Source organism: Streptantibioticus rubrisoli (assembly GCF_024436055.1).
In the GTDB taxonomy this organism is placed as follows: Bacteria; Actinomycetota; Actinomycetes; order Streptomycetales; family Streptomycetaceae; genus Streptantibioticus_A; species Streptantibioticus_A rubrisoli.
The window spans coordinates 159,033-173,243 of sequence record NZ_JANFNH010000002.1; the positions used below are offsets into that span (position 1 = coordinate 159,033).

Below are 14,211 nucleotides of genomic sequence, written 5' to 3' on the forward strand. Positions count from 1 at the left end.
CCATGACGACCTACGTGCTCATCCCCGGTGCCTGCCACGGCGGCTGGTGGTACCAGTCCACCGCGCGCGAGCTGCGGCAACACGGCCATGACGCCTACGCGTTGACCCTGACCGGAATCGGCGACCGCGCCCATCTGCTGAGCGCCTCGGTGAACCTTGACACGCACATCGAGGACGTGGTGCGGCTGTTGGAGGACGAGCGGATCGAGGACGCGGTCCTGGTCGGCCACAGCTATGGCGGAATGGTGATAGCCGGGGCCGCCGACCGAGTGCCGCAACGCGTGGACGCGCTGGTCTACGTGGACGCGTTCGTCCCCGAAGACGGCGACTCCTGCTGGACGTTGACCAATGACTGGCAGCACGAGTGGTACATGAGCGGCTCCGCCGAGACCGGCTTCGCGCTCGCCCCGCTGGACTTCTTCGATCCGCGGACCACCGCGCACCCGCTCGCCTCGCTGCTCCAGCGGATCCGGCTCACCGGTGCCCTGGAAGGCGTTCGGCGCCGGGACTACGTGTGGGCCAGCGAGTTCCAGGACAGCCCCTTCACCCGCTTCCACGAGCGGCTGCACGGCGACCCCGCGTGGCGCACGCACGCCCTGCCGACCGGCCACAACGTCATGCGCGACGGGGCGGACGACCTGCTGAAGATCCTGCTGGACGTGGCCGAGCGGTAACCCCGGGCGGGGCCATGCCGGTTACGGCTGGGAGAACAGCCCGATGCCCTCGGGGACGAGCCGCTCGGTGCCGTCGGCCGGATGGTTGCGCACGGTCACCCGGTCGCTCCCGGGGCTGCGGGCTACCAGGGTCGCCGATCCGCCGCCGTCCAGGTCGACCCCGTTGTCCGCGCCGAGCTCCCGCATCGCGTGGGCGAACTGGGTCAGCGTCATGCCGTGGTGGCCCTGCGGACTGCCGTCCAGCGCCAGCAGGTACAGCCGGCGGCCACCGGCCCCGTAGCCCGCGCCAGCCCGTACCGCGCTCTGCCGGTCGTCCAGGTCGTGCAGCGGGCGGCCGCCGCGAAGGATCGGCACCGCTCCTATGGCGAACCGCAGCGGTCGCGGCTGCACCCTGGCCAACTGCTGGGCCAGCGCCTCCTGTTCGTGCTCGGCCAGTTGCCGCAGGGTCTGCGCCAGACCGGTCGGCGCGGTGCCCGTCTGGGCGACCATCTCGGCGGCCATCGTCAACGGCGGTGTGGTCGCGGGGTATCCGGCCTGCTGGTGCTGTACGTCGACCCGGTCGCCAACGCGCAGTTGCCGCAACGCCTGGGCGCCGCCCTCCCGGCCGACCAGCACCACGGTGTCATGCGGGATCGGCCCGGAACCGGGCTGGGCCGACACCGAGTCGACCCGACCGCCGCGCACCGTCACCTCGTAGGTGTCCGCGCCGCACCCCATGGCGCGCGGGCCGCAGACCGCGCGGTAGCGAGAGGCCTTGCCCCACTGGTCGGTGAAGGCGGAGACGCCGCCCTCCGGAATCGCGTACTGGTTGAAGCCGCGCAGTGCGAGGGTGCCGTGTGCGGTGTTGACCGAACCCGTCACCGACACCCGGTCCAGACGCGCCACCCCGTCGGTGCCGATGCCGATCACGTCCTCCTCGGAGGCCCCCCGGGGCAACCGCGGCCCCATGCGCTGGCTGCGCGGCGCCGCGGCCTTGAGTACCACGCCCTCGGAAATCGCCGGACCGACGGCGGCACCGGTCGCCGTCGCCCCCTTTATGTCGAAGAAGTCCCCGTTGACACCGGCCACCGCGCCCTGCGCGTCGGCCATCCGCGACACGGTGTCCCGTGCCGCCACCGCCCCGGGCCGCAACAGGCCCACCCGCACCCGGCGGTCGTTGAGATCGGCGATCAGCACATGGCCGTTGGCTATACCGCCCCCGGCGGGCACCGTGAAGGCCCGGTACTCGATGCCGGGCGAGACCTGGAAGCGCTCGGTGAAACGCAAACGCACGGCGCCATCGGCGGAAGCGTTGATCACACCGGTTCCGGTGCTCAGTACACCGGCCAGGACCAAGGACACCCACGCCGCCCGCGGACGGCACGCACAACTGGCCACGACTTTCCCCAAGTACTCATCGGATACAGGACATCCAGAGGAATACCCGCGAATTCATGCTGATTAGCTGTGATATGCCTACATGGCGGACCGGGTCGCCGCGTTGGCGGCGCAGGAGTTGCGGGACGGCGCGTGCTGTGGTTTCTGGTTGGTCAACGGCCCGGCCGGTCAACCGGGTTGGCCAACGCCGCCTCGCTCGCGGCCGTTCAGCGCTTGCGTGCCCGGCTGGGCTGTACCCGGGTCGGCTCGCCCTCGGCCTTGGGGTGGTCCGGGGGGTAGGGCATGTCGCCGAGGCCCTCGTCGTGGGCCTGCCGTTCGGCGAGTTCCAGCAGGGCCTCAAGACCGAAGGCGTGCTCGGCCATGTCCGCGTGTACGTCGCCGAGTTCGGCGAACCGCACCGGGACCGTGGCCAGGTCGAAGTCCTCCGGCACCGCCTGCGACAGCTCCTCCCAGCGCAGCGGGGTGGACACCGTCGCGCGCGGCCGGGCGCGCAGCGAGTAGGGCGAGGCGATGGTGCGGTCCCTGGCCATCTGGTTGTAGTCCACGAACACCTTCTCCCCGCGCGACTCCTTCCACCAAGCCGAAGTGACCCGTTCGGGCATCCGCCGCTCCAGCACCCGGGCCAGCGCGATCACCGCCCGCCGGGCCTCGGTGAACGTCCAGCGCGGCAGCAGCGGCACGTAGACGTGCACACCGCGTCCGCCGGAGGTCTTCGGCCAGCCGCGCAGCCCGTACTCCGCCAGCAGCTCGCGCAGCCCGTACGCGGCGCGCACCGCGTCCTGGTAGTCCGTGCCCGGCTGCGGATCGAGGTCGATGCGCAGCTCGTCGGGGTGCTCGGTGTCACAGCGCCGTACCGGCCAGGGGTGGAAGGTCAGACAGCCGAGGTTGGCCGCCCACAGCACGGCGGCCGGCTCGGTGGGGCACACCTCGTCGGCGAACCGGCCGCTGGGGAAGGTGATCCTGGCGGTGGGCAGCCAGTCGGGCAGGTTCTTCGGGGCGCGCTTCTGGTAGAAGGACTCGCCCTCCACGCCGTCCGGGAAGCGCTGCAACATGGTGGGCCGATCGCGCAGACCGCGCAGCGCCCCGTCGGCGACCGCCAGGTAGTACCGGGCCACGTCCAGCTTGGTGAAGCCGCGCTGCGGGTAGTACAGCTTGTCGGGGTTCGACAGCCTTACCGCGCGTCCGGCGACTTCCAGCTCGACGGCCTCTGCCATGGCTCCACGCTAGGTTCTGCGCGCCGTCGCCGCGCGCGGTGGCCCGCTGGGCCGCAGCATCGGAGTATGCGCCTGCCCGTGATGCCGCCCGTCGCCCCGATGCTCGCCAAGTCGGTAGCGGACATCCCGCCGGGCATGCAGTACGAGGCCAAGTGGGACGGCTTCCGGGCGATCGTCTTCCGGGACGGCGACGAGGTGGAGATCGGCAGCCGCACCGGCAAGCCGCTCACCCGCTATTTCCCGGAGGTGGTGGCCGCGGTGCGCGCGCAGCTGCCGCCGCGCTGCGTGGTGGACGGGGAGATCGTGATCGCCCACGACGGGCGGCTGCACTTCGAGGAACTGCTCGAACGCATCCATCCGGCCGCCTCGCGGGTGCGCACGCTGGCCGAGCGCACGCCCGCCTCGCTCGTCGCCTTCGACCTGCTGGCGCTGGGCGACGACGCACTGCTGGACACGCCGCAGGAGGCCAGGCGGCGCATGCTGGTGACGGCCCTGGAGGGCGCGGAGCCGCCGGTGTACACCGCACCCGCGACCACCGACCAGGCGCTGGCCCGCGAATGGTACGGGCAGTTCGAGGGCGCCGGTCTGGACGGGGTGGTCGCCAAACCACTCGATCAGGTGTACCGGCCGGGGGATCGTGTCATGTTCAAGATCAAGCATGAGCGGACCGCGGACTGCGTGGTCGCCGGGTACCGGTTCCACAAGAGCGGGCCGGTGATCGGCTCCCTGCTGCTCGGGCTCTACGACAGCGGCGGCCGGTTGCACCACGTGGGGGTGTGCGCCTCGTTCCCCATGGCGCGCCGCAAGGCGCTGGTCGAGGAGTTGGCGCCGCTGCGGCTGGACGACGTGTCAGGCCATCCGTGGGCGGACTGGGCCGACGAGGAGGCGCAGGCCACGACCCGGATGCCCGGCGGCCCGAGCCGGTGGAGCGGCGGCAAGGACCTCAGTTGGGTGCCGCTGAGCCCGGATCGGGTGTGCGAGGTGGCCTACGACCACATGGAGGGGACGCGCTTCCGGCACACCGCCCGGTTCCGCCGCTGGCGGCCCGATCGGACGCCGCACAGCTGCACGTACGAGCAGTTGGAGGAGCCGGTCGGCTACGACCTGACGCGGCTGCTGGCGCGGCCTTCGCGGTGACCGGGACGGAACCCCCGGTGGCCGTCGGCACCCTGCCGAACCGTTTCCCGAAGTTGCGGTCGGCGGTGCCTCGCGATGAGATTGACTGGAACAGCGGATCGATTCGGCGGTATCCGCAGGCCATACCGGCCTCCTGGTGAAACCGGTGAGCTCACCGGACGCCCTTCCGCCCCCCTGCGCTCGATAGCGGAGATCTCATGGCAACCCTGTGCAGACCGGCTATCTGTGTTCCCGAGCATGTCATCACGATGGAGCAGACTCTGGAACTGGCCCGCAGTCTGCACGCGGACCATCCGCAACTCCGCCTGGTGCTGAGGCTGATCGAGAACACCGGCGTGCGTACCCGCCATATCGTCCAGCCCATCGAGGAGACCCTCAAACACCCGGGTTTCACCCAGCGCAACGCGCTCTACGAGGCGGAGTCGAAAAGACTCGTACCGCCGGTCATCGAGCAGGCTCTGGAGTACGCCGAGTTGCGCCCGGCGGACATAGACCTCATCGTCTATGTGTCCTGTACCGGTTTTATGATGCCCTCGTTGACGGCCTGGCTGATCAACACCATGGGCTTCAGAACGGACACCCGGCAGACGCCGATAGCCCAACTGGGCTGTGCGGCGGGCGGTGCCGCGATCAACCGGGCACATGACTTCTGCCTGGCCTATCCCGGCGCCAACGTGCTCATCGTGGCCTGCGAGTTCTGCTCGCTGTGCTACCAGCCCACCGACGTGGGCGTCGGCTCGCTGCTGTCCAACGGCCTGTTCGGCGACGCCATCGCCGCGGCCGTGGTGCGCGGCGACGGCGGCACCGGCATACGACTGGAGCGCAACGGCTCCCATCTGGTGCCGGACACGGTGGACTGGATCGCCTACGGAGTGCGCAACACCGGGTTCCACTTCCTGCTGGACAAACGCGTTCCGAAAACTATGGAGATGCTGGCCCCGGCACTGCGCACACTCGCCGAACAGCATTCCTGGGACGTGTCGGGGCTCGACTTCTACATCATCCACGCGGGCGGCCCGCGTATTCTGGACGACCTGTGCCGACTGCTGTCGCTGAAACCCGCCGCGTTCCGCTACAGCCGGGAGACGCTTGAGACCCGCGGAAACATCGCCAGCGCGGTGGTGTTCGACGCGATGGCGCGGATGTTCGCGGACGGCACCCAGGTGGATTCCGCGCGCGGGGTGATCGCCGGATTCGGTCCCGGAATCACCGCCGAGATAGCACTGGGCAGTTGGACCTCGGCCGCGACCGCGGGCGACGAGGAAGACCTGGTCGCGGTCGACGCGGCGCCGTCATGAGAGCACACGGCGGCGGAAGTTCCGCAGCCCCAGGCCGAGGAAGAGGGCGCAGAAACCGATGAGCACCGGATAGACCACGTACAGGTGCATGTGCGACGCCCCGGTGAATCCGGCGCGCATTCCCTCGGTGAGGTAGATCAACGGGTTGACCAGCACCAGGATTTGCAGCCAGTGGAATCCGCCGATGTGCACCAGCGACAGCTTGGTCCACTGGTAGTAGGTGCCGCCGAGGAAGACGAGCGGCAGCACCACGAACCCGAACATGACACCGATGTTCCGCGGCTCGAAGGTGGTGCCCAGGAGCAGCCCGAGTGAGGTCATGGTGACGCAGGCCAGCGGAATCAGGGTGACCACGATCCACCAGTGCACCGTCAGATGCGCGTGCACACCCGGTGCGTGCACCACCGCCGCGATGGGCAGCACGATGACCGCGGAGATCAGACCCTGGGTCGCACCGGACAACACCCGGGCGACCGCCACCAGCCACAGCGGGCACGGGGCCTGCACCCGGTCCTCTATCTCCCGGGTGAAGCCGAACTCCTGGGACATCTGGATGGCCACCGACTGGATGCCCTGGAACATGATGGCGATCGACACCACCCCCGGCACCAGCACAGTGGCGAACGCCGACTCACCCGCCGTGCCACCGCCGGAGCCGATGCCCTGGCCGATGGTGGGGAAGACGTAGAGGAACACGAACACCAGCAGGAACGGCTGCATCAGCGTACGGCCCACGAACTCACCGAAGTTCTTGCGCAGTACGGTCAGGTCGCGCCGGATCAGCGCCGCCAGCGCCGAGCGGCTGGCGGCCGCGGCGGACCTGGTCGGCCGCACGGTGATCCGGGGTACCGAAGGGGCGCTCGGCGCGGCCATCAGTCCCTCAGCTCCTTTCCGGTGAGGCTGATGAACACCGTCTCCAGGGTGCTCTCGGCGATCGACAGGTCGACCAGCTGGAAGCCACCGGACTCGGCGCTGGCCACCACCCGGGTCAGGATCCGGTCGCCGCCCGCCACCTGGAGCTCCACCCGGCCGTCCACCAGCCGGGTGCGCACCACACCGTCGATGTCCCGGCGCAGCCGTGCCGCGAGCGCGTCGGGGTCGCCGCTGGTGGCGACCGTGACCACGGTGTCGGCACCGAGGCCGCGTTTGAGCGCGCCGGGGGTGTCCAGCGCCAGGATCCGGCCGTGGTCGATGATCGCCACCCGGTCGCAGAGGTGGTCGGCCTCCTCCATGTTGTGCGTGGTCAGCAGGATGGTCTGGCCCTCGGCGATCAACTCGTCGAGAACCTGCCACAAGGCCAGCCTGCTCTGCGGATCGAGACCCGCCGTCGGTTCGTCCAGGAACAGCACGGCCGGGCGGTGGAAGATCGCCCGGGCCACCATCAGCCGCTGGGCCATGCCGCCGGACAGCGCGTACACCGAGGCGTCGGCCCACTTCGACAGCCGGAACTGGTCGAGGAGCTCATCGGCGGTCCGTCGCGACCGCCGGGCGGGAATGCCGAACAGCAGACCGTGGAAGTACAGGTTCTCCCACACCGTCAGCGCCCGGTCCAGGGTGTTCTGCTGGGTGACCACGGCGATGACCTGCTTGGCCAGCGTGGGTTGGGCGATGACGTCGACGCCGCCGACGTACGCCGCGCCCGCGGTCGGCACGACCCGGGTGGTGAGCATCCCGACCGTGGTGGTCTTGCCCGCGCCGTTGGGGCCGAGCAGCCCGAAGATCTCGCCCTGGTACACGCACAGGTCCAGCCGGTCCACGGCCGCGAAGTCGGTCTTCGGGTAGACCTTCGTCAGACCGTGGGTACGGATGACCGGCTCCCGGCCGTCGGCCGCCGCCGCACCGCGCCGTACGGCACGGACCGCTTCCGTCTCCGGCGTCCCCATGGCTCACCTCGCCGCGTCAGGCCCCGGGGTACCCTCCATCGTCCGCCCGGCGTCCGGCCGGTACAACCGCGGCCGCTACGGCAGCACGGCGGCCTGGTGGGCGGCAAGCTCGGCCAGCGTCGGCGGATCGGCGCCCGGGCGGCCGCAGGTCAGCGCCGCCACCAGGTTGGCCCGCGCCAGGGCGGCCGCCACGGTGGCGTCCAGTCGCCGGGTGGCGGTCGCGGCCCGCAGCCTGGTTCGGGGCGTCGCGTCCGTCCCGGCGGACAGGCCGCCGAGCAGCCCGGCCGCCAGCAGACCGCTGAGCAGGCCCGCCATGAACGCGTCACCCGCGCCCACGGTGTCCACCACCGGCACCGCGGGCACCAGCACCTCGCACCGCCCCGCCCGCCAGAACACGCCCGTGCTGGCCGAGCCCCGGGTCAGCACCACCAGGGACGGACCGGCCGCCGCCCACCCGGCCGCCACCTCCTCCGGCCGCCGCCGCGGATACAGCCAGGCCAGATCCTCCTGGCTGGCCTTGACCACGTCGCTGGCCGCCACGAACGCCTCGACCCGCGGCCGCTCCGCTTCGGCGCCGCCGAGCAGGCTGGGCCGCAGGTTCGGGTCGTACGAGACGGTGGAAACCGTCCGGGCGGCGCGCACCGCCGCCGCCACCCGCGGCGCGCCGGGGGAGAGCGCGGTGGCGATGGAACCGGTGTGCAGATGCCCGGGCACCAGCTCAAGCGTGCTCGGGGCGATGTCCCAGTGCAGGTCGAAGGTGTACGTGGCCGAACCGTGCTCGTCCAGCATCGCGGTCGCGGTCGGCGAGGGACCCGGCACCACCGAGCCGTCCGTCAACTGCACACCGCTGCCCAGCAGATGACGCAGCAGCGCCCGTCCGTTGTCGTCCTGGCCGACCCTGGTCGCCAGCCGCACCAGGTGGTCCAGCCGGGCCAGACCGAGGGCGACGTTCGCCGGACTGCCGCCCGGTCGGGCGCCGCGGCTGCCGTCAGGGCCGCACAGGATGTCGGTGAGCGCCTCCCCGATGACGAGCACGGGCGGTTCTGGCCGGGTCATGGTGTGTTCCTTGGCGTCGGGTGCGGGCTCGGGACAGCTTAGGGGAGCTCACGGCAGCACCTGGATCTTGCGGCCCTTGCCCGCCTGGAAGCGCTCCAGCGCCTTGGCGTAGTCGTCCAGCGGCAGCCGGTCGCTGATGAAGACCTCCGGGTCGAGCACGCCCGCGCTGAACAGTTCGGCGGCCCGCTCGAAACTGTGCAGCACCGCCATGGAACCGGTGATGGTGATCTCCTGGTTGTAGATCCGGTACGGCTCGATGGCGGCCCGCGCCGCGTAGTCGGCGACTCCGAACTGCAGATACGTACCGCCCTTGCCGACCCGGCCGAGCGCGTCCTGGATCGCCTTCTCGTTGCCGGTGGCGTCGATCACCACGTCCCAGCCGCGCGGCCGTTCGATCTCGTCGGCGCAGGTGGCGGCCGCACTGCAGCCCAACCGCTCGGCGGTGGCCAGCCGTTCGCGGTTGACGTCCACCATGTCCACCGAGGCGGCTCCGGTGAGCTTGGCGAGTTGCAGCATCATCAGGCCCATGGTCCCGGAACCGTAGATCAGTACGTGGGCGGCCAACTCGCTGCGCAGGATGTCGTATCCGCGCACCGCGCAGGACAGCGGCTCGATCAGCGCCGCGTCCTCGGTGCGGATGTGGTCCGGCAGCTTCACGCAGTTGGCGGGGGGCGCCACCGCGTACTGCGCCGCGCCGCCCGCGGTGCTGACCCCGATCGCCGCCCAGCGCTCGCACAGGTTGTTGCGGCCGCGACGGCAGTAGTGGCATTCGTGGCAGTACAGCGACGGATCCACCGCGACCCGGTCCCCGTCGCGCACTTCGGTGACCTGCGAGCCGACCGCCACCACCCGCCCGGCGAACTCATGGCCGGGAACCACCGGCAGGGTCGGCGCGAACTCGCCTTGGAGGATGTGCAGATCGGTACCGCACAGCCCGCAGGCGGCGACCTCGACCACCACCTCGCGGGGACCGGGAGTGGGATCGGGAACCTCTGCGACCTCCACCGAACCGACGCCGGTGATGATGGCTGCCTTCATTTGACTGCTCCTAGCGACAGGCCCTGGACGAGCTTGTCCTGGGCGGCGAACCCGGCGATCAGCACGGGCAGGGAGATACAGGTGGCGGCCGCGCAGACCTTCGCCAGGAACAGGCCCTGACTGGTGACGAAGCTGGTCAGGAAGACCGGTGCGGTACCCGCCACCACCCCGGTCAGCACTCGCGCGAACAACAGCTCGTTCCAACTGAAGATGAAGGAGATCAACGCGGTCGCGGCGATCCCGGGCATCGCCACCGGAGCGACGATCCGCAGCAGCGTGGTCGGCAGCCGGGCGCCGTCTATCGCCGACGCCTCCAGGATCTCCACCGGCACTTCGGAGAGGAACGAGCGCATCATCCACACCGCGATCGGCAGGTTCATCGAGGTGTACAGGACGACCAGCAGCCAGACGTTGTCCAGCACCGCGAGGTGCTCGGCGATCAGATAGACCGGCAGCAGTCCCGCGACCGCGGGCAACATCTTGGTGGACAGGAAGAAGAACAGCACGTCGGACCACTTGCGCACCGGCTTGATGGACAGCGCGTACGCCGCCGGTACCGCCAGCGCCAGGACCAGCAGGGTGGACATCACGCTCGCGGTCAGGGAGTTGAGCAGCGGTGGCCAGGGGCTCAGCCCGCCGCCCGCGCCGAAGAACTCGCGGTAGCCCTGCAGGGTCAGCGCGGCCCCGGGACTCGGCGGGTTGGTCGCCGCGTCCTGCTCGCTGTGCAGTGAGGTCAACACCATCCACAGCACGGGCAGCACGAACAGCACACCCGCGGTCCAGGCCAGCATCGTCCACACCGCGCCGCGGCGGGACGCGGTACTCGGCGAAGCACTCATCGTGATGCCTCCTGGCTGAGCAGGGACGAGACGGTACGCAGCGCGAAGGTCGCCACGATGATCGAGCCGATGACCACCACCACGCCCTCGGCGGACGCCTGCCCGTAGTCATGGGCCTGGTAGAAGGTCTGGTAGATGCTGTACGGCAGGTTGGCGGTGCCCAGACCGCCGGAGGTGATGGTGAAGACCGCGTCGAAGTTCTGCACCACGTACACCGAACCGAGCAGCGCGGCCAGTTCCAGGTAGCGCCGTAGATGCGGAAGGGTCAGGTAACGGAATATCTGCCAGCCGCCCGCGCCGTCCACGGTGGCCGCCTCCACCGCGTCCAACTGCCTGCTCTGCAACCCGGCGAGCAGGATCAGCATCATGAACGGGGTCCACTGCCAGATCAGCGACACCTCCACCGCCAGCAGCGGGGTGTGCGAGATCCAGTCCGGCTGCGGTGCGTGGTGGCTGCCGAACAGCCGCCACACCCAGGTCAGCACCCCGTTGACGACACCGTACGAGGCGTTGTAGATCGCGTGCTTCCACAGCAGCGCGGAGGCGACGGGCACGATCAGGAACGGTGTGATCAGCAGGGTGCGTACGACGCCCCGGCCCCGGAAGCGCCGGTCGAGCAGCAGCGCGAGCCCCAGGCCGAGCAGCAGGCTCACCACCACGACGGTCGCGGTCAACGCGATGGTGGTGAGAACCGAGGAACGAAGCATCGGATCCTCGACCACCGTCTGGTAGTTGGTGAACCCGGTGAACCGGCGGTTCTGCGGCGCCAGGGCGTTCCACTGCATGAATGAGATCACCAGCGTTGCCACGAAGGGCAGTTGGGTCACCACGACCGTGAACACCAGCGCCGGAAGCAGCGGGGCGCGGCGCGCCCATGCCCTGGCCCGTTCTCCGGCCGACCGGGCTGTCCCGGCGCGGTCGAGGGGAGCGGTGGGGGTGAGAGGGTAGGTTGCGTTCGTACTCATGCCTGCTGTGCGCTTTCTACGAAGCGGAATGTCGCGGCGGTGTCACTTGGCATAGGTCGCGGCGACCCTCGCGGCGAGTTTCTGGCTGTCCCCCAGCGCCTGTGCGACGCTGGTCTGTCCGGCGATGGCCGAACTGAGGCTCTGTGAGACCCGGGTGCCCAGTGCGGAGAACTCCGGGATGCCGACGAACTGGATCCCGGGGGCCGGTCGAGGCTGTACGCCGGGGTGTTCGGGGTCGGCGCTGTCGATCGCGGCCCTGGTGGCGTTCGCGAACGCGGCGGAGGCGCGCAGGTAGTCGGGGTCGCTGTAGGTGGACGTCCGTTTACCGGCGGGCACTCGGGACCAGCCGAGTTCCTTGCCGACCAGCCGCTCGTACTGCTTGCTGGTGGCCCAGTCGACGAACTTCCAGGCGTCGTCCTGGTGCTTGCTGGCCTTCTGCAGCGCGAACGCCCAGGTGTAGAGCCAGCCGGAGTCACGCGTCAGCTCCACCGGCGCGGGCGCGTACCCGATCTTCCCGGCCACCGGGGAACCGGCGCCGTCCAGCGAACCGGCCGCCGCGGTGGAGTCGTACCACATGGCGACCTTGCCCTGCTGGAGGTCGTTGAGGCACTCGGTGTATCCGGACTGCGCGGCGCCCGCCTCACCGTGTGAACGCAGCAGGCCCACATAGAAGTTCGCCGCGCGGGTGAAGGCGGGGCTTTGCAACTGTGCCTTCCAGTCCTTGGTGAACCAGGTGCCGCCGAAGGTGTTCACCACCGTGGTGAACGGCGCGGCCATCTGCCCCCAACCAGGCTGGCCGCGCAGGCAGATGCCGCGCATTCCGGGCTGGGCGCCGTCCAGCTTGGCGGCGAGGGCGGCCACCTGGGTCCAGGTGGGCCGGGCGGGCATGGTGAGCCCCTTGGCGGCCAGCAGGTCCTTGCGGTACATCAGGAACGACGATTCGCCGTAGAACGGTTCGGCGTAGATCCGGCCGTCACCGGCGGTCAACGAACGCCGTATCGGGGCGAGTACGTCCTGCTGGTCGTACGACGGATCCTGTGCGGCGCGCCGGTCCAGCGGGGAGAGCCAGCCGTTCCTGGCGTAGAACGGCACCTCATAGTTGCTGATGGTGGCCACATCGTATTCCGCGGCCTGGCTGGAGAAGTCCTGGCTGATCTTGTCCCGGACATCGTCCTCGGGCAGCAGGGTGAAATTCACCTTGATACCGGTCTGTTGGGTGAAATGCTCGGCGGTCAGCTTCTGCAGATCCACCATCTGCGGATTGTTGACCATCAGCACGTTGATGGTGTGGCGGTGGGATCCGCCGCCGAGCTCGTCCCCGCCCGCGCCGGCGCAGCCGCTGAGCAGCAGCGTGGCGCAGGCACCCAGTACGCCCAGGCGGCGGGCGGGGGAGCGGGGTTTTTTCGGCATGCGGATGGTCATGGTGAAGTCCTTCGGGGAGGGAAGGGGTTGTCGGGGTCCCGCCCGACGAAGGCGGTGTGGGGCCTGGCCTCGGGCCTTGCGCGGCGGCGGCGTCAAAAGCGGGGTGCGGGGCTTGCCCTCACGAATTCAAACCCTCTGCACTTGGGGGCCGAGCAGCGAGTAGCGGTGCGCTTCGGTGGCGGACAGCCCGGTGTCGGTGACGATCGTCTCGAAGTCCCTGACATCCGCGAAACGGCAGAAGCTGTTGGCCCCGAACTTGCTGTGGAAGCCCAGGAACACCCGCCTGCGCGAGGACCGCACCGCCTGCGACTTGACCGCGGCCACCGCCGGATCGGGAGTGGTCAGGCCGAACTCGCGGGAGATGCCGTTGGCGCCGAGATAGGCCAGGTCGATCACGAAGGTGGAGAGCATGTCGGTGGCCCACGAGCCGACCGAGGCCAGCGTCCTGCCGCGGACCCGGCCACCGAGCAACAGCACGGTGATGTCGTTCGACTCCGCCACGGACGCCGCGGTGGACAGCGAGGCGGTCACGATGGTGAGCTTCCGCCCGGCTGGCAGCATCGAGGTGAGCAACTGCGGGGTGTACCCCTCGTCCACGAACACCGTTTCGGCGTCGCCGAGCAGCCGTACCGCCGCCGCGGCGATACGGCGTTTGTCCGCCACGTTCTGGTTCTCGCGGCGCGCCAGACTGGTTTCGAAGCCCGCGCTTTCCACCGGATAGGCGCCGCCATGGGTCCGGCGAACCAGTCCTCTGTGTTCCAGTTCCCGCAGATCGCGGCGGACGGTCTCCGGCGCCACGCCGAATTCCGCGGCGGCGGTCGTCACCTCGACCCGCCCTTCGTGCCGGGCGAGGGCGAGGATTCGATGTTGCCTTTCCTCGGCCGTCATGACACCACCCGCCTCCTTTCCGCGCGCCGTCCTCGGGACATTGCCTGATCGGGCATGTGCCGCCCGTTTCTGCCCGCCCGAGAGTTATACCAACGGGACACGCGCACGGTTTGGCCCGGAGCTGGGAAAGTTGTGCCCGGTTTTCTGCGCTCGTGATATCGAGTTTACGCAGGTGGAAAGTGGTGTGCCGGGGTGGAGCGAGTGGTTTTCCGCTCCCGGTGGTGTCTGTTCGGTGCCCGGTCCGTTCGGGCATGGCGTCCGTGCGGTTCGGCGGCGCCGGGTCGGTCCGGTCGCTCAGACCCTGGCGGCCGCCAGCCGACCGGGAGTACATCTGGACTCCTGGTACGCCGTCCCCTGATCCCCGTAAAACCAGGCCGGGTTGACCGGAAGCGATCGCCCGTGTTCGGCCAACTACACTGC

General features: G+C 69.8%; 13 protein-coding genes. 3 read left to right on the plus strand and 10 right to left on the minus strand.

Annotation, left to right across the window (positions count from 1 at the left end; translation table 11 throughout):
• The first annotated feature begins 2 nt into the window (after positions 1-2).
• Positions 3-674, plus strand: coding sequence for an alpha/beta fold hydrolase (locus NON19_RS04030; protein ID WP_255925172.1), 672 nt, complete (start codon positions 3-5; stop codon positions 672-674).
• Between the two features lie 21 nt (positions 675-695).
• Here the strand turns inward: NON19_RS04030 and NON19_RS04035 are convergent, their stop codons facing one another.
• Both NON19_RS04035 and ligD read right to left on the minus strand, forming a co-directional pair.
• A complete protein-coding gene (locus tag NON19_RS04035) occupies positions 696-2,015 on the minus strand; it encodes a phosphodiester glycosidase family protein (protein WP_255925173.1) in 1,320 nt (439 codons plus the stop codon).
• Between the two features lie 242 nt (positions 2,016-2,257).
• Positions 2,258-3,265 (minus strand): non-homologous end-joining DNA ligase, encoded by a 1,008-nt coding sequence (ligD, locus tag NON19_RS04040; protein ID WP_255925174.1) that lies wholly within the window; start codon positions 3,263-3,265, stop codon positions 2,258-2,260.
• Between the two features lie 66 nt (positions 3,266-3,331).
• Between ligD and NON19_RS04045 the strand changes: the two genes are divergently transcribed.
• Complete coding sequence (locus tag NON19_RS04045; RefSeq protein WP_255925176.1) at positions 3,332-4,402, plus strand: ATP-dependent DNA ligase; 1,071 nt, start codon at positions 3,332-3,334, stop codon at positions 4,400-4,402.
• Positions 4,403-4,599: 197 nt separating this feature from the next.
• Positions 4,600-5,700: a type III polyketide synthase gene (locus NON19_RS04050; protein ID WP_255925177.1), complete on the plus strand. Its 1,101-nt coding sequence runs from the start codon at positions 4,600-4,602 to the stop codon at positions 5,698-5,700.
• On the opposite strand, the gene NON19_RS04055 is transcribed toward NON19_RS04050, so the two are convergent.
• From NON19_RS04055 to NON19_RS04090, 8 genes are all read right to left on the minus strand, one after another.
• On the minus strand, positions 5,695-6,573 hold the full coding sequence (locus tag NON19_RS04055; RefSeq protein ID WP_255925178.1) for an ABC transporter permease: 879 nt from the start codon (positions 6,571-6,573) through the stop codon (positions 5,695-5,697). The two genes, NON19_RS04050 and NON19_RS04055, sit on opposite strands and share 6 nt — an antisense overlap.
• Complete coding sequence (locus tag NON19_RS04060) at positions 6,573-7,583, minus strand: ATP-binding cassette domain-containing protein (protein ID WP_255925179.1); 1,011 nt, start codon at positions 7,581-7,583, stop codon at positions 6,573-6,575. Before NON19_RS04060 ends, NON19_RS04055 begins: the two co-directional genes overlap by 1 nt.
• A gap of 75 nt (positions 7,584-7,658) precedes the next feature.
• Positions 7,659-8,639, minus strand: a complete 981-nt coding sequence (locus NON19_RS04065; RefSeq protein WP_255925180.1) for a PfkB family carbohydrate kinase — start codon at positions 8,637-8,639, stop codon at positions 7,659-7,661.
• Between the two features lie 48 nt (positions 8,640-8,687).
• Entirely contained in the window at positions 8,688-9,677 is a 990-nt protein-coding gene (locus tag NON19_RS04070; protein WP_255925181.1) for a zinc-dependent alcohol dehydrogenase family protein, read from the minus strand.
• Positions 9,674-10,516, minus strand: a complete 843-nt coding sequence (locus tag NON19_RS04075; RefSeq protein ID WP_255925182.1) for a carbohydrate ABC transporter permease — start codon at positions 10,514-10,516, stop codon at positions 9,674-9,676. The genes NON19_RS04070 and NON19_RS04075 overlap by 4 nt, the downstream gene beginning before the upstream one ends.
• The gene (locus NON19_RS04080; protein ID WP_255925183.1) at positions 10,513-11,481 is read right to left on the minus strand and encodes a carbohydrate ABC transporter permease; all 969 of its coding nucleotides are present in this window, start codon (positions 11,479-11,481) and stop codon (positions 10,513-10,515) included. The genes NON19_RS04075 and NON19_RS04080 overlap by 4 nt, the downstream gene beginning before the upstream one ends.
• A gap of 42 nt (positions 11,482-11,523) precedes the next feature.
• Positions 11,524-12,903, minus strand: coding sequence for an ABC transporter substrate-binding protein (locus NON19_RS04085; protein ID WP_443729331.1), 1,380 nt, complete (start codon positions 12,901-12,903; stop codon positions 11,524-11,526).
• A gap of 126 nt (positions 12,904-13,029) precedes the next feature.
• Positions 13,030-13,791 carry a DeoR/GlpR family DNA-binding transcription regulator gene (locus NON19_RS04090; RefSeq protein WP_255925184.1) on the minus strand — a complete coding sequence of 254 codons (762 nt, stop codon included), beginning with the start codon at positions 13,789-13,791 and terminating at the stop codon, positions 13,030-13,032.
• Positions 13,792-14,211: the final 420 nt, after the last annotated feature.